Here is a 20,671-nt window from a genome sequence, read left to right as displayed (position 1 = left end):
CTCCTGCACCGGGAAACATGGCGGCATCGTGCCGGCTGGTACAGGCAAGAATACGCAACGCCCTACGTGCGAACCCCTCCCGTCGCGGGAGGGGTATGGAAAACACTCAGTGCTGGCTGAGACGGCGAGAGTGTGCAGTCAACAGTACGCCGCACGCGCCGCGAGATTGCCGTCAGGCCTCTTCGAGCAGGCCGAGTACGAGCGCGCGGCGCACCGCATGCTTGCGCGAACTTGCATCGAGCTTACCGAACAGGTTCTTCAGGTGCCACTTCACCGTGCCCTCGCCGACCGTCGCGGCCACGGCGATTTCCTTGTTCGACAGATTACGCGCGAGCAGTTCGAGGATTTCGCGCTCCTTGGGCGTCAACACGACGCTCGGCACCGCGCGTGGATTGCCGGGCCCGCGCAAGGCAGGCGGCCGGGCAATGCGCGGCACGGCGATCGTACGAGCGGTGCTGCCGGCATCGACCTGATCTACGCTCACGCGCCTCGCCCAATCCGCCAGCGCCGGATGCGCGTCAGCGAGCGTACGTGTGAGGTCGTAAGTCTGTGCGAGGTTCATCGCCTCGCGCAGCAGCGGTAGCCCATTTTCGCCGGTCTGCTCGAGTGCGAAGGCGCGCAGCGCCATCAATTCGATCCTCGGAACGCCGAGCTTTTGCGCTTGCGCGAGTTCTGCCGCGTCGGCGAGGGTCCGCAGCATGCCGTCGTTGCGCCGCGCCGCCAGATCGGCGCGTGCGCGCGCGAGCACTTGCAGGAGAACGACTGAACTCCGCCACAACGGCCCTCGCGGTGTCGCGGGAGCCGCCATGATCTCGTCGATGTCGCGCACCAGCGCGTCGCAGGTCTCGGCCCGATACCGGCTCGCATGGATGCGAACCTGTTCGGCGATACTCGCGATGCGCAAGCGCGGAAGATGCCGTGCCACGCCCATTGCGTACAGCGCTTCCAGCAGATCGAGCGCGCGATGCTCGCTGCCGCGCGCGCCGGCAATGCGTGCGGCCGTGCAGTAGGCGAGCATGACGGTCTCGGGCGTACCGCCGCGTTCCAGCACATCCAGCCGGTTCGCGAGCAGTGCCGCGGCTTCGTCGATGCGATCGGCTTCGTAGCTGAGTGCCGCGCAGATCGCCGCAAACATGCAGGTAAGCGGATGCCGCCGCCCGAGGTCAGCTTCGGCGCTGGCCAGCGCCGGCACCACGACTTCTTCGGCGAGGCGCAATTGCCCTTCCCTCAGATAGCTCAAACCGACCGTGTGATCGCCCCAGCGCGCGACGTAACCGTGCCCGTCCCTCACTTCCGCGCGCGGCATGCGTTGCTGGATCCGGCGCGCCTGTGCCGGCTCGCCGCACAGCACCGAGCGTGCCGACAGACGATTCGCGTGGACCTGCGCAAGCCACGACGCCCCGTCGGGCTGATGGTCCGCCCATGGTTCGAACAGCTCGACAAAGCGATCGGGTTCGTCCGCGTAATAGGCGGCCGCGCTCAGAATCAGCGCGCACTCGTAGCGCAGTTCCGTGCCGACACCCGGCGCCGCGAGAACGCGCTCGACCTGGCAGCGCGCTTCCTCGTGCCGCTGTCCGAGCGCGAGTGCCCATGCCGCCGCGAGACGCAGGCGCGGGCGCCGCTCCAGCTCCGCTTCCGGCAACCGGTCGAGCCAGTCCAGCACGGTGCCCAGATGCCCCTGCTTGACGGCATCGTGCAGCCAACGGTCCGCCAACTCGTAGGCGGTCTGGTGCTGCCCTGCCGCGAGCGCATGATGCGCTGCCTCCTGCAACATGCCCTGAGCGGAGAGCCACGTCATCGCGCGCGTATGAAGCGTGGTCTGCTCGCCGGCGTCGAGCGCCTGGAACCGCTCGCGCAGCACGTCGCGCACCAGCATGTGCAACCGGCACCAAAGGCCGTCTTCGGAGGTGATGAACACCGGCGTTTGCCGCACGAGACTCAGCAGCCGTTCGGGTGCGCCAGGGTCGCCGGTGAGCGCTGCGCAAAGGTCGGGATGCAACATGTCAACCACGCTGATGCGTGTGAGAAACGCCTCGTCTTCCGGCGACAGCTTAGCCAGCAACGCGCCCACGAGTTGGTCGCGTGCCCGGCCCGGACCAGTTGCCAGCGATTCGACGGTCTTGCGCGGATCGGCCGCGTGCGCCATGGCCGCAAGCGCGAGTTGCAAGCCGAGCGGCCAGCCATCTGTCGCTTCGAAGAGCCGCGCGCAGGCATCGGCATCCACGCGCGGGCCGAAGCGGTTGCCGATCAGCGCAATGGTTTCGTCGAGACGAAAGCGCAGCGCCTCGGGGCCCACCAGCGTCGCCTGACCATAGGCGAGCAGATCGCCGAATGCCGATTCGAGGCCGCCTCGCGCGGCGACGATCACGCGCAGGTTCGGCGGCGCATTGTGCAGCACATAGGCGAGCACCTCGGCGCCGTCGGCGGGCATCCGGTCGGCGTCGTCGATGAACAGCACGACGTCGAGCGACAGCCGCGCCACTTCCGCGAGCCAGGCGGTCACGCTATCCAGGTCGCCCGCCACCGACGTCGCGCCGTCCAGCAACAGACGGCCGAAGCCAGGCTGCGCACACGCCGTGCGCATGGCGTGGACGAGGCTGGGCAGGATGTGTTCAGCGTCGTCACGTTCGTCGGCGAGTAGCCACGCGACCGCGGCGCCGGCCGCCAGATGCTCGCGCCGCCACTGCGCCAGCAGCGACGTCTTGCCATATCCGGCGGGCGCTTGCACGAGCACGATCGGCTGACCATTGAACGACGGCCCCACCGCGCTCAACCGCGAACGCGCCAGCAGATGAAGCGGGGCGCGCGGCGCGATCGTCTTCAGGACGATTTCTGTCGTAGCGGGTTCGTTGCCGAGGGAAGTGGAGGACATCTGGCGAGGTTGGACGACGTTCCGGGCCGGCAGGTGCGGGATGCTTTTGCCGGCGGCGCGTTTACAGGATGGGTCGGATCGTCCGCGTGCGTCAAGCCCCCTCCCATGACGAGAGGGGCGCCCGACGCACCGACGTACTACGCTGTGTTCTCAACGGGCACGCGGTGCGGCGAAGGTTTCGTTTCCTACGCCGAGGTACCCGGCCCGAATCCAATTGGTGAGCAATATATCTCATGTACCGTCATCTTCTCGTCCCCGTCGACGGCACCGATGCGTCTATCGAAGCGCTCGGCCAGGCGGTCGAGTTCGCCCAGTCGATCGGCGCGCGGATCACCTTTTGCCCGCGGCCGGCGTGCCTCACGGCGTCGAGCGGCGAGGCACAAACCGACCGCCCCGCTCAGCCACCCGCCGACGACGTGACAGGAGAACTGCTCGCCCGGGCCGAAGCAGCGGCACGCGCGCAGGGCGTACCGTGTTCGCTGGCTTCACCCGGTGCGAATGCGGCAGCGTCCGTGATCGCCGCGACTGCGCGAGCACACGGTTGCGATCTGATCTGCGTCGCGCCGTGGCCGCTGGCGCCATCGAATGGAACGTCGGAGCACGGCATGACTACGGTCGACGGCGGCGGCGTGGCGGTGTTGACGTCCGCGATCGATCCGCGCCCGGCAGTCGCCCGGGCGATCGGCATTCTGCTTGCCGGGCAACGCACGATCGCCGCGCACCTGCATGCCGCGCTTCGCGTTGCGCGGATAACGTGTCGACCGGACCGTCCGTTCGAGCCGGCAACGCTGCACGAGATTGCCGGCCACCTGAAAGAGTTGCAAAGGCCGGATCATCACGCGATGACCGAAGCCCTGTTTGCGCGGTTGCGCACGCACACGTCCGCCGTCGATGCGGAACTTGACGAACTGGGACGGCAGCATCAGCGCGCCAATCAAATGTTCGACGAATTGGTCCGGCTGGTTGCACGCGGCGGCGAATCCGCCGCGGCCGGCATGACAATCGAAGAGGGTCTGCGCGCGTGCGCGCGATTCACCTGGGAGAATATGGGGCGCAAGGAAGGCGTAGTGTTGCCCGCCGCGCGACGCTATTTGAGCGACACCGACTGGCATGCATTGGCGCAAGAGTTTTCCGCCGGGCCCACCGACAAGTCGCCGAGCCCCCCGACGCTGTAAAGAAACGGGCACGAAGCCCCGCCAAAGAAATTGGAGACATGAATGGCACAAGCAATACGAATGGTTGAAACCGGCGGTCCCGAGGTGTTGCGCTGGGAAGACGTGGCCGTGGGCGAGCCGGGTCCGGGCCAGGTCCGGCTGCGCCACGAAGCCGTCGGACTCAATTTCGCCGACACTTACTTCCGCACCGGCCTGTACCCGATGCCCTTGCCTGCGGGCATGGGCGTGGAGGCCGCGGGCGTCGTCGAGGCAATCGGGCCGGACGTGACGAACGTCGCCGTGGGCGACCGCGTCACCTACACCGGTTTTCTCAACACGCTCGGCGCTTACAGCACTGAACGGCTGATCGCGGCAGCGCCGCTGATCCGGTTGCCGGACGGCATCTCCTGCGAGACGGCTGCCGCGATGACCATGCGTGGCCTCACGTCCGCCTATCTGCTCCGCCGCATCCACGCATTTCAGCCTGGTCAGCGCATCCTGCTGCATGCCGCCGCGGGCGGCGTTGGGTTGATCGTGTCGCAGTGGGCAAAACTGCTGGGGCTGACCGTGATCGGCACCGTATCGAGCGAAAGCAAAGCAGCGGTCGCCCGCTCGCATGGTTGCGACTACACGATCGACTATAGCCGCGAAGACGTTGCGAAACGTGTGCGCGAACTGACCGAAGGCGCCGGCGTCGACGTCGTGTTCGACAGTGTCGGCAAGGACACCTTCGAGGCGTCGCTGGACTCACTGAAGCGGCGCGGCCTGATGGTGTGTGTCGGCACCGCGTCCGGCCCGATTCCGCCGTTCAATCCGCAGATGCTTGCGATGAAGGGGTCGCTCTATCTGACGCGCCCCGCGCTCGCCGACTACATCGCCGATCCCGCCGAGAAAGACGCCCTGGCCGGCGAACTATTCGACCACGTCGCCGCCGGCCGCATCAAGATCGAGATCAATCAGCGCTATGCGTTGCAGGATGCCGCCCAGGCCCATCGCGACCTGGAATCGCGCCGGACGACCGGCTCTTCCGTCCTGATGGTCTGAGGAAAGAATCATGCGGATCGAACCTCTTACATGCAGCATCGGTGCGGAACTGGTCGGCGTTCATCTCGGCGACGCGATTCACGACGACGGTCTTTTCGCCGCAATCCGCGCCGCGCTGTTGAAGCACCGCGTCGTGTTCCTGCGCGATCAGGACATCACGCGGGACGAACACGTCGCTTTCGCACGGCGCTTTGGCGAACTCGAGGATCACCCGGTTGCGGGTAGCGATCCCGATTATCCGGGACTCGTGCGTATCTACAAGACGCCCGATCAGCCAAACGACCGCTACGAGAACGCGTGGCATTCCGATGCCACCTGGCGCGTGGCGCCGCAATTCGGCGCGGTACTGCGATGCGTGGAGTGCCCGCCGGTGGGCGGCGACACGATGTGGGCCAACATGGTGCTGGCCTACGAAAACCTGCCGGAGAACATCAAGACGCAGATCGCCGATTTGCGCGCGCGCCACAGCATAGAAGCCAGCTTCGGCGCGGCCATGCCGATCGAAAAGCGGCTGGCGCTCAAAGCGCAATATCCCGATGCCGAACATCCGGTGGTCCGCACCCACCCGGAGACCGGCGAGAAGGTGCTGTTCGTCAACGCCTTTGCAACGCACTTCACGAACTATCACACGCCCGAACGCGTGCGCTTCGGGCAGGACGCGAATCCCGGCGCTGGCCAGTTGCTCAGCTACCTGATCAGCCAGGCGCAGATCCCCGAGTACCAGGTGCGCTGGCGCTGGCAGAAAAACAGCATTGCGATCTGGGATAACCGCAGCACGCAGCACTACGCGGTGATGGACTATCCGCCGTGCCATCGCAAGATGGAACGCGCGGGAATCGTCGGCGACGTGCCCTTCTGATCACTCACGCCGGCAATCACGCTGTCTGGCGTCACCCCACTGAAGCAGAGGAAAAAATGCATTTTTTCGACGACTCGCTGCACCCCGAAAACATGGAGAAGGTGGTTATCACGGTAGCGCCTTACGGGCCTGAGTGGATGCCGGTCGACTTCCCGGAAGACATTCCGGTCACGATGGAAGAGCAGATCCAGAAAGCTGCCGACTGCTACGACGCCGGCGCGACGGTCCTTCATCTGCACGTGCGCGAACGCGACCGCAAAGGCTCGAAGCGGCTCTCGAAGTTCAACGAATTGATCGCCGGTGTGCGTGCCGCAGTACCCGACATGATCATCCAGGTGGGCGGTTCGATCTCGTTCGCACCGGAAGACGACGGCCAGGCCGCCAAGTGGCTCTCCGACGACACGCGTCACATGCTCGCCGATCTCGAACCGAAGCCTGACCAGGTGACCGTCGCCATCAATACCACGCAGATGAATATCATGGAGTTGCTCTACCCCAAGTATCTGGCAGGCACCTCGCTCGCCGACGAAGCCTTGAAGGCGGCGTACAGCGAAATGACCGTGCGCGTGCCGTGCGAGTTGGGACGGCAGATTGCGTCGGGCAAGGAAGCCCGCGAGATCTACCGGATCGGCGTGCAATACAAGGATGCCGACGAGACGCTGAGCGCCAACGGCATGGCGCCCAACCGCGGCGGCGCCACGAAAACCGCGGCGTTGCAGGCCGCCTGAAAGCGCAACATCATGCGAGATGTGGCCGTCCGGCCCCCGCATCAACATTGACAGTTCGAAGGCGAAGCCGGGCGTCGCGCGATGCCCAGCTTCAAAAATGGTCCGGCGCGCAGAGATGCGCGCGAGAGAACCGCGTCGCCGAGAACTGGAGGAGACAATCTTGTACCTGCACGATATCGAGCTCGAGGCCGGCAGCGTTCGTTCTGTCCCGGCCGCCTCCCGCACCTATGCATGGACCGTGTTCGCGCTGACACTCGGCCTGCTGCTGTCGGACTACATGTCACGGCAGGTCCTGAATGCGGTCTTTCCATTGCTCAAGACGGCGTGGCATTTGTCGGATACGCAGTTGGGTTCGCTCAGCAGCGTCGTCGCGTTGATGGTGGGATTACTCACCTTCCCCTTGTCGGTACTCGCCGATCGCTGGGGCCGCACGAACAGCATCGCGCTGATGGCGGCGCTCTGGAGTCTTGCCACGCTGGGATGCGCCGTGTCGACGAGCTACGGTGAAATGCTCGTGGCGCGTGCGTTCGTTGGCCTCGGCGAAGCCGCTTATGGGAGCGTCGGTGTCGCGCTCGTGCTGAGCGTGTTCCCCGCCCATCTGCGCTCGACACTCACCGGGGCCTTCATGGCGGGCGGCGCCTTCGGCTCCGTGCTCGGCATGGCGTTAGGCGGCAGCATTGCCGCTCACCTCGGGTGGCGCTGGTCGTTTGGCCTGATCGCAGCCTTCGGCATTCTGCTCGTGATCGTCTATCGCATCGTCGTTACGGAAAAGAGGCTGGCGCGGCTGCGCGAGACAGTCAGCGTGGAGGCACCGTGCAAACCTGGCGTACGCCTGAGCTTCCGCTTGCTGATGAAGGGACTGTTTGCTTCGCGCTCCGTGGTCTGCGCGTACATCGGCAGCGGCTTGCACCTGTTCGTGCCGGCCGCCCTGTTCGCATGGATGCCCAGCTATCTGAACCGTTATTACTCGATGGCGCCCGGCAGCGCCGCGGTCGCCGCGTCGGGATTCGTCCTGCTGACGGGCGTCGGGATGGTGGTTTGCGGCATGGTGACCGACCGGATCAGCAAAACGGCCACGGTAAGAAAGTGGGTCACGGCGATTGTCTATTGCCTCGTGTCGTTTTCAGTGCTGGGCATTGCCTTCCGGCTACAGGCAGGTCCGTTGCAGCTTGTTCTGATCGGCATCGGCATGTTCGTCAGCGCAGGCGCATCCGGCCCGTCCGGCGCGATGGTCGCGAACCTGACGCCTTCGTCTATCCATGCCTCGGCTTTCGCGACGCTGACGCTGGCTAATAACCTGATGGGGCTGGCGCCGGCCGCCGTGCTGACAGGGTTTATCGCGGACAGAATCGGTCTGCTCGGCACCTTGCAGCTCATTCCCATTGTTCCCCTGATCGGCGCGGCCGCATTCTTCGCGGGCAAGCAGACCTACGCGAAAGACCTGCGCCGCATTCACGATGCGCGCAATCACGCCACGCACGAATGATATTTTTTACGCATCAAGGTCAACGATGAACGCCTCTTCGCCACCCACCATCCTGATCGTTCCCGGCCTGCGGGACCACGTCGACGATCACTGGCAAACGCTTCTTGCGCGCAAGCTCCGCAATTCGCGCGTGGTGCCGCCACTGGAACACGACAAGCTGAGTTGCGCGGCGAGGGTCGCTGCACTCGACGAGGTGCTCGCCGGCATCGACGGCCCTGTCGTGCTCGTGTCGCACAGTGCCGGGGTGATGATCACCGTGCATTGGGCACAGCAGCACCGGCGCGAGATCAAGGGCGCGCTGCTCGCGGCGCCACCAGATTTCGAATCGCCGCTGCCGCCCGGCTATCCGACGATAGATGCGCTGCGTCGACATGGCTGGCTGCCTGCGCCACGAACCAGGCTACCGTTCCCGAGTATCTTGGCGGCCAGCACTAACGACCCGCTTGCGCGGATCGAAGTAGTCACACGGCTGGCGACTGATTGGGGTAGCCGTCTGGTCGACGTCGGTGCTGTCGGTCATCTCAACCCCGCATCGGGTTACGGTGAATGGCCACGTGCTGTTGAATTCATCGACGAACTCTGTCGAGTGGCTGCACCGGAAGGTCCTCTTTGCCGATGACCACCGTGTCGATGGCCATCGACATCCTGATTGAGTACCGCGGACACAAATGACGGCTCAGGAGCGGCAGCAAATCAAGCTGCGCTCTCCCCCCAACTCACCAAATATGGTCCGACAACCCCGGGGAGACCCCAGGGCAACGTCGTCCGTAGCGCAAGCCCGTCCTGTCAGGCTTTCAGCACTCACCACCCAAGATCGTTACCCTTGGGATAACAGTCGCATCCCAAGCTTGATTGAACCAGGATTTCTCGCTTCCTAGACTCGCCTCATGTCCTGAGCGAGAGCGCACATGTCCCGTCAAAGCCAGTCTCCGTCCCGCTGGGCTACGCGCCGCGCGGAAAAGCATCGCCGGCTCGCGCGCGTCGCATCGATCGCAGACGGCGTGGTGCTCCCCACCGACCGCATCGTCGACGTCCTGCAGGCGCTGATCGCCCCAGGCGACCGTGTGGTCGTCGAGGGCAACAATCAGAAGCAGGCGGACTTCCTGTCGCGCTCGCTCGCGAAAGTCGATCCGGAACGTGTTCATGATCTGCATCTGATCATCCCGGCCGTGAGCCGTGCCGAGCATCTTGATCTGTTCGAACGCGGTATCGCCAGAAAGCTCGATTTCGCGTTCGCCGGTGCGCAAAGCCTGCGCATTTCGCAGTTCCTGCAAGACGGCATCCTCGAGATCGGTGCGATCCATACCTACATCGAACTGTATGCGCGGCTCTATGTCGATCTGACGCCCAACGTCGTGCTGGTCGCCGGATACAAGGCCGATCGCGATGGCAATCTGTACACGGGCCCGAGCACCGAAGACACGCCGGCGATAGTCGAAGCGGCCGCGTTTCGTGACGGCATCGTGATCGCACAGGTCAACGAGATCGTCGACGACCCCAAGGACCTGCCGCGCGTCGACATCCCCGGCTCGTGGATCGACTTCGTGGTCCAGTCGGATAAGCCGTTTTTCATCGAGCCGCTTTTCACGCGCGACCCGCGCCTCATCACGCCGATCCAGGTGCTGATGGCGATGATGGCGATTCGCGGCATCTACGAGCGGCATCAGGTGCAGTCGCTCAATCACGGCATCGGCTTCAACACGGCCGCGATTGAACTGATCCTGCCAACCTACGGCGAAAAGCTCGGCCTCAAGGGCAAAATCGCCAGGCACTGGACGCTCAATCCGCACCCCACGCTGATCCCCGCGATCGAAACCGGCTGGATCGAAAGCGTGCATTGTTTCGGCAGCGAACTCGGGATGGAAGCCTACGTCGCGCAACGGCCAGACGTCTTCTTCACAGGCCGCGACGGATCGATGCGCTCCAATCGCGCGATGAGCCAGATTGCCGGGCAATACGCGGTCGACATGTTCATCGGTTCGACCTTGCAGATGGACGGCACCGGCAATTCGTCGACTGTGACGCACGGGCGCCTGACCGGCTTCGGCGGTGCACCCAACATGGGGCACGATCCGCACGGCCGCCGCCACGCCACCCCTGCCTGGCTCGATCTGCTTCAAACCGACAGTCCGCTCGAACGTGGCCGCAAGCTCGTCGTGCAGATGGTCGAGACGTTTCAGGCCGGCGGTCAGCCGACCATCGTCGAGTCGCTCGATGCAGTCGCGGTCGGGCGGGAATCCGGCATGCCGCTCGCCCCGGTCATGATTTATGGCGATGACGTCACGCACGTGCTGACCGAGGAAGGCATCGCCTATCTCTACAAGGCGCGCTCGCTCGAACATCGCATGGAGATGATCGCGGCGGTTGCGGGCGTGACGCCTATCGGCCTCGCGAGCAGCGCGGAGAAACGCGCGGCGCTGCGGCGCGATGGTTTCGTCGCGTTGCCCGAAGACCTCGGCATTCATCGCAGCGAAGCGACCCGTTCATTGCTCGCGGCGAAGAGCATGGCGGACCTCGTCGACTGGTCGGACGGACTGTACGAGCCGCCCGCACGCTTTCGGAGCTGGTAATGCGCGAGAACCTCGCGATCAACGACACGCAGCCGCGCCGCGAAGCATCCGGCCTTGCCGAGCGTTTGAGCGCGCAGGTGGTCGCGGCGCTGATCGCCGAAGTCACGCTCGCGCCGAAACCCGGACTCGTCGATATCCGCAGCCAGGGCGCGCATCACGATCTCGACTGGAAGCGGATGTGCACATCGGTCCTGACGTTGCAGCCAATCTTTGCGGAACCGGCGCGGCCGATCTGCTTGCCGCCACCCTCTTTCTCGACCGGCTTCAGGCCGAAGCCCCTCATATGACGAAGCCTGTCACGACGAAGGCATAGGAACGCACATGGAAACCATCGCCCTCGAATTCCCGGCCGGGCAACCCGCGCAAGGCCGCACGGTGGCCGGCGTGGTGGCCTCGGGGGACCTCGAAGTCCTGCTCGAAGCCAACACCGCGCATCGCACCGTTGTGAACATCACGACTTCTGTCGACGGCAAAGGCCCGGTCTGGGAAGCCGTGCTCGCGCGCATCTTTGGCGACGGCTCGCTGCCGGCCGCGAAGCTCGAAATCAACGATTCCGGCGCGACACCCGGCGTCGTGCAAATGCGCATCCGGCAAGTGTTCGAACAACTGCAATCAACCGGCGGAGCATAACGATCATGGATACACAGCAATTGCTCGAACGCCAGAGCTTCATCGAGCTCGATGCGCGCAGCCGGGCCAGGAGGCTGCTCGACGCCGGCACGTTTCGCGAGCTGCTCGATCCGTTCGAGCGTGTGCGTTCGCCCTGGCTCGCGCGACAAGGCATCGTGACTCAGGCTGACGACGGCACCGTGGTCGCGAAAGGCGAGCTGGATGGACAGCCCACGGTCGTGCTCGCCATCGATGGCGGATACCAGGGCGGCAGCATGGGCGAAGTGTCGGCGGCGAAGATCGCGGGCAGCCTCGAACTCGCCGCCGACGACAACCGCAACGGCATCCCGACACGCGCGGTGATTCTCTTCGAGACCGGTGGCGTGCGCCTGCAGGAGGCGAATCTCGGGCTCGCTGCGATTGCGGAGATTCACGCCGCGATCGTCGACTTGCGGCGCTACCAGCCGGTGATCGGCATCACCGCCGGCCCGATCGGCTGCTATGGCGGCATGTCGATCTCGGCGGGTTTGTGCAGCTACCTGATCGGCACGCGCGAAGCGCGCCTCGGACTCAACGGACCGGCCGTCATCGAGCAGGAAGCTGGCATCGCGGAATACGATTCACGCGACCGTCCGATGATCTGGAGCTTCACCGGCTGCGAACAGCGCTATCGCACCGGACTGGTCGACGTGTACGCAGCCGACGACGCCGACGCAATCCGCGCGGCCGTCATCGATCTATTTCGCGCGGGACGTCCAGAAGCGTGCCGCAGCGAACGCGTCGCCGGTTTTCTGCGGCGGCTCGACGAAATCGATCCGGGCGTGCAGGCCACCCCGGAACACGTGGCCGCCATCTACGGCAAGGGGTTTCAGTCATGAGCACAAAGGAGCTTTCCGCGCGCGGCGCGGTCTGGCTGGACGCGCTGACCTACAGCGCGCCGTTGCACGTGGGCTATCCGCCTTCGGTGAGGGTTGCGGATGCGCGGCTGGGCGAGCATGCTGCGCGTTATATCGCCGTGGTACCGGACCCGGACAATCCGTTTCCCCGCGTGCGACGCGGCGAGGTCGGTCTCGTTGAAGGTTGGCAGATTGCGCGCGCCGTGCGGGAAGTCGTCGAGGCGGACGCCGGGCGCGACGAGAAGCGCGCGCTCGTCGCCATTGTCGATGTCGCGAGCCAGGCGTACGGACGGCGCGAAGAAGCGTACGGGATTCATCAGGCGCTTGCGGGCGCCGCCGATGCCTATGCGAGCGCGCGTCTTGCGGGCCATCCGGTGATCGGCCTGATTGTCGGGCATGCCATGTCCGGCGCGTTTCTCGCGCACGGCTATCAGGCGAACCGGCTGATCGCGCTCGCCGATCCGCAAGTGCTGGTTCACGCGATGGGCAAGGCATCCGCCGCGCGCATCACGCTTCGCTCGGTGGCCGATCTGGAGGCGTTCACCGCGCATGTGCCGCCGATGGCCTACGACATCGACAACTATGCGTCGCTCGGGTTGCTGTGGAAGTTGCTTGGCGTACGCAACGCCGATGCGCCGACCGCGGCGGATCAAGCCGGCGTGGAAAAGGCGTTGCAAGACGCATTCGACGACATCCGCGCCGATCCATCGCGCGGGCTTGCCGGACGGCTTCACAGCCCGCACCGGGCCGCGTCGGTCACGGTACGGCAGAAATTACGGGAGCAATGGCAATGACGCCGCCTTGATTCAGCCGTAATGGCGCCACGTGATGCTTTTTCGCATCCATTCATCAGAAACCAATAGAGCTATGCAGGAGACACAACATGATCATTTACGGAACCGCACTACTTGCGTTCTGCCATCTGGCGGGACTCTTTCTCGGCGATCTGCTCGGGGTCGCCATCGGTGTCAAGACGAATGTGGGCGGCGTCGGCATCGCGATGCTCCTGCTGATTTTCTTGCGCCTCTATCTGCACAAGAAGGGGCTGCTGCCCAAGGAAACCGAAGCGGGCGTGGGCTTCTGGGGCGCGATGTATATCCCCGTGGTGGTCGCCATGGCCGCCAACCAGAACGTCGTTGCGGCGGTCAAGGGCGGGCCGGTGGCGCTGCTGTCGGCATTCGCCGCCGCCGCTGTCTGCGCGTGCTGCATCGCCGTCCTCACCCGCACCGGTCGCGATAGCACGTCGTTCGTGAACGCCCCGCAACTCGAAGAAATCTGAAGCAGGAGTCCATCATGTTGCATATGCTCGAAAAAATATTCGTTCAGAACGGCCTCGTGACTTCGTTCGCGCTGGTGGGTCTGATCATGTGGGTGTCGTCGTTGATTTCGCGCAAACTGACGTTCGGACGCGTGCACGGCTCGGCCATCGCGATCGTGATCGGCCTCGTGCTCGCCTGGCTCGGCGGCGTCTTCACGGGAGGACAGAAAGGTCTCGCCGACCTGCCGCTCTTCACGGGCGTCGGCCTGATGGGCGGTGCGATGCTGCGCGATTTCGCCATCGTCGCCACCGCGTTCGAGGTGCAGGCTAACGAGGCGCGCAAGGCCGGGCTGATCGGTGTCGTGTCTCTGCTGCTCGGCACCTTGTTGCCGTTCATCGTCGGCGCGAGCATCGCTCATGCGTTCGGCTACACCGACGCGGTCAGCATGACGACCATCGGTGCGGGCGCGGTCACCTATATCGTCGGTCCGGTGACGGGCGCCGCGATCGGCGCAAGCTCTGACGTGATTGCGCTCAGCATCGCGACGGGGCTGATCAAGGCAATCATCGTGATGATCGGCACGCCGATCGCGGCCGGCTTCATGGGACTGAAGACGCCCCGCTCCGCGATGATCTTCGGCGGCCTTGCGGGTACGGTGAGCGGCGTGAGCGCCGGCCTCGCCGCGACCGACCGGCGGCTCGTGCCGTACGGCGCGCTGATCGCGACGTTTCACACGGGCATCGGCTGCCTGCTCGGGCCTTCGGTGCTGTTCTTTGCGACGCGGGCATTGATGGGCGCGTGATAACACAGGCAAGCAGAGACTGACGACGGCGGGTGCATCATGAGCGTCCTCTTCACCTTCCCCGGCCAGGGTTCGCAAAAGTGCGGCATGCTGCACGCGCTGCCGGATCACGTCGAAACGGCGCGCACGATTGAAGAGGCGAGCGACACGTTGGGCTACGACGTCCGGTCTCTCGATGAAGCGGATTCGCTGCGCTCCACCGTCGCCGTGCAACTGTGCCTGCTGGTGGCGGGCGTCGCGCAGGCGCGCCTGTTCAGCAGCACTGGCCACGAGCCCGACATGGTCGCGGGCTTGTCGATTGGTGCGTACCCGGCCGCGGTGAGCGTCGGCGCCCTGCGCTTCGCCGACGCCGTCAGGCTCGTCGCGTTGCGCGGCCAGTTGATGGAACGCACGTACCCCGGCGGCTACGGGATGACGGCGATCGTCGGCCTGAAACAACGTTCGCTCGAACCTTTGATCGCCCAGGTCGACAGCGCGGCCATGCCCGTCTTTCTGGCCAACATCAACGCCGAGACGCAGATGGTGGTCGCGGGCAGCGACGGCGCGATGCGCGAACTCGCGACCCTTGCAGTAGAACGTGGCGCGCAACGCTGCGAACGTCTTAACGTGCCCGTGCCGTCGCATTGCGCGCTGCTCGACGAGCCGGCGGCCGCGCTCGCCAAAGCGTTCGAAGAGGTCACGCTGTATGCGCCTCGTGCCGTGTATCTGAGCAGCAGCGCGGCACGCCCGCTCTTCGACGGCCCACTCATCGCGGCCGATCTTGCCGGCAATATGGCGCGTCAGGTGCGCTGGTTCGACACCGTGCGGCTCGCGTGGGAGCGAGGCGCCCGCCTCGCGATCGAGATGCCGCCCGGCAACGTGTTGACCCGCTTGAGCAGCGCGACATTCAACGAAGGCATCGCGGCAAGCTGCGGCGACACCGCGCTGCCGGACCTTCGCATGCTGATCGAGCGCGAGTTGGCGCGCGACTGACGGTCTGAATCTCAGCCGGCGCTTCTCGTGCGCAGACGGCAGACGGCCATCAGCGCGAGCAGATTCGGATCGCGCTCGCGGGCGCGCAGGAAGCTGACGCCGATGGTCTGGCGCATCAGGTATTGCGGCTTGAGCGGAATGAATTGCACCTTGTCGCCGAACACGCCGCGCACCCGGCCCGGCAATAGCGTACAGCCGACCCCGCCGCTCACCAGGTTCATCAGCGAGAAGATGTCACCCACTTTCATCGTCACGTTCGGCGTGAAGTCCGCGACGCGAAACGCGTCCACAAAGCCGTGATAGGTGACGAAACCCTCGCCGAGTGAAACGAACGTCTCGTCGCGGCAGTCACGCAAATCGACCGCTTCAAGTTTCGCGTACGGCGAGTTGGCAGGTGCGGCGAAAAAGATGTCGTCTTCGAAAAGAGGCAGCGCCGCGACTTCGGGTTCGCTCTCCGGCACGGCCATCAGGGCCGCATCGACGGCGCCTTGCTTGAGCTTGTCGAGTAGCTCGGCGTTCGAACCGAGCGCGAGTTCGACCTGAAGCGTCGGCCGCCGCACCTTGAGGTCGACGACGATGCCAGGCACGGTCTTGATGGTCAGCGAGTACAGCGAGCCGATCCTCAGGCGGTCCGACGAGTAGCCGGCGGCATCGCGCGTTGCGCGAATGCCATCGGACATCAGCGCGAGGACCTCCTGAGCGACATCGGCGAGCATTTGCGCCGCTTCCGTCGACTTGAGGTTGCGGCCTTCATGCCGGAACAGCGCACAGCGCACGCCTTGTTCGAGCGAATGCAGCGCCCGGTGCACGCTGACCGTGCTCACGTTCAACGCCTCGGCCGCCTTTGAGAGGTTGCCGGTCTCCATGAACGCGAGCAGAACTTCCAGCTTGCGGAAGGTGATCTCCTCATCGATTCGGTCGCGCATCTGGGGCTATTGAATGGTTGAAATGAGCCATTATCGGCGTATGCCCGCGCGGGACCAATAGCGACAACCCCGCATGGTTCGGGCAGCCGCTGACCAGACGACGAACGTGCCAAAATACGGTCGGCCGACGGCGATTTCCCTCCCGTCGTTTACCCGCCAGGATACTCACATGCCGTGTTACAGATCCTTGGGGACAGAGAGAGGGTTAGCTCGGGCCAAAGCGGCGGCATTCTCCTAAACGAAGCCTCTTTCCACTATGCAGGAACCACTCAAAGCTACCGTCTCGATGTCCGTCGTGCATGGATTCCTCTCCGGTGTCGATCGGGCGACGATGACGCAATTCGCCGAGCGCTCAGGCATCGCGCCCGAGTTGCTGTCGCAGCCCGGCGCGCGCGTCACCCAGGAGCAGTTTTCGACGCTATACCGCTTGCTCGCGATGGAGCTCGATGATGAAATGCCCGGCATCTTCAGCCGTCCGCTGCGCAACGGCTTGCTGAAGTATCTGTGCCTGAGCCTGCTCGACGCAGGCAAGCTCGAAGTCGCCCTCAACCGCTTCGGCCAGTTTTTCCACCTGATTCTCGCCGATTTCCGCCTGCACATTCGGCGCGATGGTCAATTCGGTTATGTCGAGATGGTAGTCGATCCGCACGGGCCGCCCGTGAGTCCGCTGGGCCGGGAATTGATGCTCAAGCTCGTGCACGGCGTGGCATCCTGGCTGATCTGGCAAAAAATCCCACTCGCGGAAGTATCTTTTGATTTCCCGCGACCGGCTCAGGCCGGCGACCATCTCTATCTGTTTCCCGGACCGATCCGCTTCGGCGCAACCGGAACCAGCATCGCCTTCGACGCAGCGTTGCTCGACCTGCCCATCCGGCAACGCAAGTCAGATTTGAATACCTTTCTGGCGCGAGCGCCAGAGGACTGGATCTTCGTCTCCTTTGGCGCGCAGATGATGTGCCATCGCGTCCGGCAGCACGTCGCCGATTCTCTGCCGGAGATCCCGACCATCGAAGACGTCGCGCTCGAACTGCACCATTCCGTGCGCACGCTATGCCGCCGACTGGTTGCGGAGGGCACCAATTTCCAGTCGATCAAGGACGAGGTGCGGCGCGACATCGCGATTCAAAAACTCACGCGCTCTGAGGATGCCATTGCGTCGATCGCCTTCGATGTGGGCTTCGACAGCGCGTCCGCGTTTCATCGCGCGTTCCGGCATTGGACAGGCAGCACGCCCAACGCTTACCGAACGACGGTTTCGCCCAGTCATTCAGAAACGGCCGGGCACGCCGGCGCTATGAAAGCCTCGATCTAGCCGTATTGGTAGACACCGCGGCGTGTTTTCCGTCCGAGTTGCCCTGCGGCCACGTATTCACGCAGCAAAGGCGAAGCGCGGTATTTCGAATCGCGGAAGTCGTTGAAGAGCACGTCGAGCACCGAGAGACAGACGTCCAGTCCGATCAGATCGGCGAGGGCCAGCGGGCCGATCGGATGATTCGCACCGAGCCGCATGCCTGTATCGATCTCTTCCGCCGTGGCCACGCCCTCGGCGAGCACGAAGAAGGCCTCGTTGATCATCGGCACGAGAATCCGGTTGACCACGAAGCCCGGCGAGTTCATCACACCGATGGGCGACTTGTCGAGCCGCACCGTCAGCTCACGAACGGCTTCAGCGGTATCGGCGCTAGTCTGCAAACCACGAATGATTTCCACGAGTGCGAGCAACGGCACCGGATTGAAAAAATGCATGCCGATGAAGCGTGATGGGTCCGCCAGCGTCGCCCCAAGCGCGGTGATTGAAATCGACGACGTGTTGGACGCAATGATCGCATCGGGCCGGACCACGGCTTCGATCTGCCGCAGGATGCGAGTTTTCAATTCGCCATTTTCCGTGGCCGCTTCGATCACGATATCGACGTCGGCGAAACGCTGATAGTCAGTCGAAGTTTCGATGCGAGCGAGCGCATTGTCGCGCGCCGCCACATCGATTTTTCCTTTGGATACGAGTCGTTCGAGACTGCCCTTCAAAGTCGCCATGCCTGCGTCGAGCGCGGCGTCGTGAAGGTCGATCATGATCGCTTTCATGCCGGCCATGGCAATCGTCTGAGCGATACCGTTGCCCATCGTGCCCGCGCCGACAATCCCCACCGTTTCGATTTTCATCACCATTGTTTTACTCCCCGGTGCAATGCACCGCGCTCACTGAAGGTTCTCGAACCCGAGTTCGGTCGGCGGCAAATCTTTCAGGCTTCCGCCGAATTTGCCAATGGCAGTGCGAACGGACCGCTTTGCGCGCGTCCGCATTGCGATTCAATGTTCACATGTTCGGATAGTTCGGACCGCCGCCGCCTTCCGGCGTCACCCACACGATGTTTTGCGTCGGGTCCTTGATATCGCAGGTCTTGCAGTGCACGCAGTTCTGCGCGTTGATCACGAGGCGTTCGCTGCCGTCGTCGTTTTTCACGAACTCGTACACCGCTGCCGGGCAATAGCGTGACTCCGGACCGGCATACGTCTGCCAGTTCACGTTCACCGGCACCGATGGATCTTTAAGCGTCAGGTGAGCCGGCTGGTTTTCCTCGTGATTCGTGTTCGAGATGAACACGGAAGAGAGCCGGTCGAACGTGAGCTTGCCATCCGGCTTCGGATACACGATCGGTTTGCATTGCGACGCGGGCTTGAGCATCTCGTGATCCGAATGCTGGTGATGCAGCGTCCACGGCACATTGCCGCCCAGCAGCTTCTGCTCGATGCCGACCATCAGTGTGCCGAGGTACAGGCCCTTGCTCATCCACTGCTTGAAGTTGCGCGCACGATGCAGTTCGGTGTGCAGCCACGAGGTCTTGAAGCTCTCCGGATACGCGGTGAGTTCGTCGTTCTGACGTCCAGCCTGCACAGCGTCGAAAGCGGCTTCAGCGGCCAGCATGCCGGTCTTGATCGCCGCATGCGAACCCTTGATCCGCGATGCGTTCAGGAAACCCGCATCGTCGCCGACCAGCGCGCCGCCCGGGAACACCAGCTTCGGCAGCGACATCAAACCGCCCGCCGTGATTGCCCGTGCACCGTACGACACACGCTTGCCACCTTCGAGCACGGCGCGAATCGCCGGATGCGTCTTGTAGCGCTGGAATTCCTCGAACGGCGACAGGTACGGGTTCGTATAGCCGAGGCCGACCACAAATCCCACCACCACCTGGTTGTTATCCATGTGATACAGGAACGAGCCGCCGTACGTATCGTTCTCCAGCGGCCAGCCGGCCGTGTGCATGACCAGACCCGGCTTGTGCTTCGACGGATCGATTTCCCACAGTTCCTTGATGCCGATCCCGTAGACCTGCGGATCGGCGCCTTCGCGCAGCTTGAATTTGTCGTTCAGCTGACGGCCGAGGTGACCGCGCGCGCCTTCGCAGAACAGCGTGTACTTCGCGTGCAGCTCCATGCCGAGCTGGAAGTTCTCGGTCGGCTCGCCGTCCTTGCCGATGCCCAGGTTGCCGGTCGCGACACCTTTGACCGAACCGTCATCGTTGTACAGGATCTCAGCCGCCGGAAAGCCCGGGAAAATCTCGACACCCAGCGCCTCAGCCTGCTGACCAAGCCAGCGTGTCACATTCGCGAGGCTGATCACATAGTTGCCGTGATTCTTGAAGTTGTCCGGCAGCGCCCAGGTCGGCACGCTCTTCGAGCCGGTTTCCGTGAGGAACAGGAACTTGTCCTCGGTCACATCCACCGTCAGCGGCGCGCCTTTTTCTTTCCAGTCCGGGATCAGTTCGCTGATCGCGCGCGGATCCATCACCGCGCCCGACAGGATATGAGCCCCGATCTCCGAGCCTTTTTCCAGTACGCACACGCCAATCTCGACGTTTTTCTCAGCAGCCAGCTGCTTCAGGCGGATCGCCGCGGACAGGCCAGCCGGGCCGCCGCCGACGATCACGACGTCGTATTCCATCGACTCGCGTGGACCGTATTCGTCGACCCATCGCGAGGACGGATCGATCTGCCAATTTGCAATGGTCATGACGCCCTATTCGTTAGAACTGATCTTCCGACAAAGCCAGCACACTCTCCCCACCCTTTGCGCTGACAATCGACGCTTCGAGCGCCGACGCCAGCGGCAGCACATGCTCAGCATAGAACTGCGCGGTTGCGATCTTGGCGCCGTAGAACGACGGATCTTCGTCGCGCTTTTGCGCCGCCACCAGCAACGCGCGCGCCATCTGCCAGCCGCCCAGCACAATGCCCGCGAGTTTCAGATACGGCACGCTGCCGGCGAACACCGCGTTCGGATCGCCCTTCGTATTGGCCACGACGAAATCCACCGCCGCGCCCAACGATTGATGACCCTGCGCGAGATACTTCTTCATCGACGCGAACGCCGGGCCCTGCTGCACGCCCAGTGCCTCGATCGTTGCAGCCACCCCGGCGAGCAGCGACTTCGCCACCTTGCCGCCGTCGCGCACCGTCTTGCGGCCGATCAGGTCGTTCGTCTGAATCGCGGTC

General features: G+C 64.1%; 19 protein-coding genes and 1 pseudogene. 15 read left to right on the top strand and 5 right to left on the bottom strand.

Going from position 1 to position 20,671, the window contains the following annotated elements; translation table 11 throughout:
* Nucleotides 1–172: 172 nt before the first annotated feature.
* Nucleotides 173–2,872, bottom strand: a complete 2,700-nt coding sequence (locus tag PQR54_RS37845; RefSeq protein WP_408255076.1) for a winged helix-turn-helix domain-containing protein — start codon at nt 2,870–2,872, stop codon at nt 173–175.
* Nucleotides 2,873–3,105: 233 nt separating this feature from the next.
* On the opposite strand from PQR54_RS37845, the gene PQR54_RS37840 reads away from it, so the two are divergent.
* From PQR54_RS37840 to mdcH, 14 genes and pseudogenes are all read left to right on the top strand, one after another.
* A complete protein-coding gene (locus tag PQR54_RS37840; RefSeq protein ID WP_408255074.1) occupies nt 3,106–4,047 on the top strand; it encodes a universal stress protein in 942 nt (313 codons plus the stop codon).
* Nucleotides 4,048–4,089: 42 nt separating this feature from the next.
* Nucleotides 4,090–5,070, top strand: coding sequence for a quinone oxidoreductase family protein (locus PQR54_RS37835; RefSeq protein WP_408255072.1), 981 nt, complete (start codon nt 4,090–4,092; stop codon nt 5,068–5,070).
* A gap of 10 nt (nt 5,071–5,080) precedes the next feature.
* Complete coding sequence (locus PQR54_RS37830) at nt 5,081–5,929, top strand: TauD/TfdA dioxygenase family protein (RefSeq protein ID WP_408255070.1); 849 nt, start codon at nt 5,081–5,083, stop codon at nt 5,927–5,929.
* A 56-nt stretch (nt 5,930–5,985) separates the two neighbouring features.
* Nucleotides 5,986–6,492, top strand: a pseudogene (locus PQR54_RS37825) (3-keto-5-aminohexanoate cleavage protein); the annotation flags it as partial.
* Between the two features lie 325 nt (nt 6,493–6,817).
* Entirely contained in the window at nt 6,818–8,143 is a 1,326-nt protein-coding gene (locus PQR54_RS37820; protein ID WP_408255066.1) for an MFS transporter, read from the top strand.
* A 25-nt stretch (nt 8,144–8,168) separates the two neighbouring features.
* Complete coding sequence (locus PQR54_RS37815; protein WP_408255064.1) at nt 8,169–8,762, top strand: RBBP9/YdeN family alpha/beta hydrolase; 594 nt, start codon at nt 8,169–8,171, stop codon at nt 8,760–8,762.
* Nucleotides 8,763–9,051: 289 nt separating this feature from the next.
* Complete coding sequence (gene mdcA, locus PQR54_RS37810) at nt 9,052–10,713, top strand: malonate decarboxylase subunit alpha (RefSeq protein WP_408255062.1); 1,662 nt, start codon at nt 9,052–9,054, stop codon at nt 10,711–10,713.
* Nucleotides 10,713–11,000: a triphosphoribosyl-dephospho-CoA synthase gene (locus PQR54_RS37805; protein ID WP_408255060.1), complete on the top strand. Its 288-nt coding sequence runs from the start codon at nt 10,713–10,715 to the stop codon at nt 10,998–11,000. The genes mdcA and PQR54_RS37805 overlap by 1 nt, the downstream gene beginning before the upstream one ends.
* A gap of 34 nt (nt 11,001–11,034) precedes the next feature.
* The gene (locus PQR54_RS37800; RefSeq protein ID WP_408255058.1) at nt 11,035–11,343 is read left to right on the top strand and encodes a malonate decarboxylase subunit delta; all 309 of its coding nucleotides are present in this window, start codon (nt 11,035–11,037) and stop codon (nt 11,341–11,343) included.
* 5 nt (nt 11,344–11,348) lie between these two features.
* The gene (locus tag PQR54_RS37795) at nt 11,349–12,200 is read left to right on the top strand and encodes a biotin-independent malonate decarboxylase subunit beta (RefSeq protein ID WP_408255056.1); all 852 of its coding nucleotides are present in this window, start codon (nt 11,349–11,351) and stop codon (nt 12,198–12,200) included.
* The gene (gene mdcE / locus PQR54_RS37790; RefSeq protein ID WP_408255054.1) at nt 12,197–13,012 is read left to right on the top strand and encodes a biotin-independent malonate decarboxylase subunit gamma; all 816 of its coding nucleotides are present in this window, start codon (nt 12,197–12,199) and stop codon (nt 13,010–13,012) included. Before PQR54_RS37795 ends, mdcE begins: the two co-directional genes overlap by 4 nt.
* An 89-nt stretch (nt 13,013–13,101) precedes the next feature.
* Nucleotides 13,102–13,497 (top strand): malonate transporter subunit MadL, encoded by a 396-nt coding sequence (madL, locus tag PQR54_RS37785; RefSeq protein ID WP_408255052.1) that lies wholly within the window; start codon nt 13,102–13,104, stop codon nt 13,495–13,497.
* Nucleotides 13,498–13,511: 14 nt separating this feature from the next.
* Nucleotides 13,512–14,279, top strand: a complete 768-nt coding sequence (gene madM / locus PQR54_RS37780; RefSeq protein WP_134462759.1) for a malonate transporter subunit MadM — start codon at nt 13,512–13,514, stop codon at nt 14,277–14,279.
* A 39-nt stretch (nt 14,280–14,318) separates the two neighbouring features.
* The gene (gene mdcH, locus PQR54_RS37775) at nt 14,319–15,251 is read left to right on the top strand and encodes a malonate decarboxylase subunit epsilon (protein WP_408255049.1); all 933 of its coding nucleotides are present in this window, start codon (nt 14,319–14,321) and stop codon (nt 15,249–15,251) included.
* Nucleotides 15,252–15,262: 11 nt separating this feature from the next.
* On the opposite strand, the gene PQR54_RS37770 is transcribed toward mdcH, so the two are convergent.
* The gene (locus PQR54_RS37770; RefSeq protein ID WP_408255047.1) at nt 15,263–16,177 is read right to left on the bottom strand and encodes a LysR family transcriptional regulator; all 915 of its coding nucleotides are present in this window, start codon (nt 16,175–16,177) and stop codon (nt 15,263–15,265) included.
* Nucleotides 16,178–16,433: 256 nt separating this feature from the next.
* Here PQR54_RS37770 and PQR54_RS37765 point away from each other — a divergent pair, with 256 nt between their 5' ends.
* Complete coding sequence (locus tag PQR54_RS37765) at nt 16,434–17,489, top strand: AraC family transcriptional regulator (RefSeq protein ID WP_408255045.1); 1,056 nt, start codon at nt 16,434–16,436, stop codon at nt 17,487–17,489.
* Here the strand turns inward: PQR54_RS37765 and PQR54_RS37760 are convergent.
* The 3 genes from PQR54_RS37760 to PQR54_RS37750 all read right to left on the bottom strand — a co-directional run.
* On the bottom strand, nt 17,486–18,337 hold the full coding sequence (locus tag PQR54_RS37760) for a 3-hydroxybutyryl-CoA dehydrogenase (RefSeq protein ID WP_408255134.1): 852 nt from the start codon (nt 18,335–18,337) through the stop codon (nt 17,486–17,488). The two genes, PQR54_RS37765 and PQR54_RS37760, sit on opposite strands and share 4 nt — an antisense overlap.
* Before the next feature lie 154 nt (nt 18,338–18,491).
* Complete coding sequence (locus tag PQR54_RS37755; protein WP_408255043.1) at nt 18,492–20,189, bottom strand: electron transfer flavoprotein-ubiquinone oxidoreductase; 1,698 nt, start codon at nt 20,187–20,189, stop codon at nt 18,492–18,494.
* A gap of 13 nt (nt 20,190–20,202) precedes the next feature.
* Nucleotides 20,203–20,671 (bottom strand): acyl-CoA dehydrogenase C-terminal domain-containing protein (locus PQR54_RS37750; protein WP_408255040.1); only part of this gene is annotated, 469 nt, incomplete at its 5' end.

The sequence above is a fragment of the Paraburkholderia phytofirmans genome (assembly GCF_046028095.1).
Taxonomy (GTDB): Bacteria; Pseudomonadota; Gammaproteobacteria; order Burkholderiales; family Burkholderiaceae; genus Paraburkholderia; species Paraburkholderia phytofirmans_A.
This window is presented reverse-complemented; position numbering and strand designations above follow the sequence as displayed.

Coding starts and splice junctions, on each gene's coding strand:
- PQR54_RS37830 (WP_408255070.1), top strand. CDS start 5,081: ATGCGGATCGAACCTCTTACATGCAGCATCGGTGCGGAACTGGTCGGC.
- madL (WP_408255052.1), top strand. CDS start 13,102: ATGATCATTTACGGAACCGCACTACTTGCGTTCTGCCATCTGGCGGGA.
- PQR54_RS37765 (WP_408255045.1), top strand. CDS start 16,434: ATGCAGGAACCACTCAAAGCTACCGTCTCGATGTCCGTCGTGCATGGA.
- PQR54_RS37760 (WP_408255134.1), bottom strand. CDS start 18,337: ATGAAAATCGAAACGGTGGGGATTGTCGGCGCGGGCACGATGGGCAAC.
- mdcA (WP_408255062.1), top strand. CDS start 9,052: ATGTCCCGTCAAAGCCAGTCTCCGTCCCGCTGGGCTACGCGCCGCGCG.
- PQR54_RS37805 (WP_408255060.1), top strand. CDS start 10,713: ATGCGCGAGAACCTCGCGATCAACGACACGCAGCCGCGCCGCGAAGCA.
- PQR54_RS37815 (WP_408255064.1), top strand. CDS start 8,169: ATGAACGCCTCTTCGCCACCCACCATCCTGATCGTTCCCGGCCTGCGG.
- PQR54_RS37840 (WP_408255074.1), top strand. CDS start 3,106: ATGTACCGTCATCTTCTCGTCCCCGTCGACGGCACCGATGCGTCTATC.
- mdcH (WP_408255049.1), top strand. CDS start 14,319: ATGAGCGTCCTCTTCACCTTCCCCGGCCAGGGTTCGCAAAAGTGCGGC.
- madM (WP_134462759.1), top strand. CDS start 13,512: ATGTTGCATATGCTCGAAAAAATATTCGTTCAGAACGGCCTCGTGACT.
- mdcE (WP_408255054.1), top strand. CDS start 12,197: ATGAGCACAAAGGAGCTTTCCGCGCGCGGCGCGGTCTGGCTGGACGCG.
- PQR54_RS37795 (WP_408255056.1), top strand. CDS start 11,349: ATGGATACACAGCAATTGCTCGAACGCCAGAGCTTCATCGAGCTCGAT.
- PQR54_RS37835 (WP_408255072.1), top strand. CDS start 4,090: ATGGCACAAGCAATACGAATGGTTGAAACCGGCGGTCCCGAGGTGTTG.
- PQR54_RS37845 (WP_408255076.1), bottom strand. CDS start 2,872: ATGTCCTCCACTTCCCTCGGCAACGAACCCGCTACGACAGAAATCGTC.
- PQR54_RS37755 (WP_408255043.1), bottom strand. CDS start 20,189: ATGACCATTGCAAATTGGCAGATCGATCCGTCCTCGCGATGGGTCGAC.
- PQR54_RS37800 (WP_408255058.1), top strand. CDS start 11,035: ATGGAAACCATCGCCCTCGAATTCCCGGCCGGGCAACCCGCGCAAGGC.
- PQR54_RS37770 (WP_408255047.1), bottom strand. CDS start 16,177: ATGCGCGACCGAATCGATGAGGAGATCACCTTCCGCAAGCTGGAAGTT.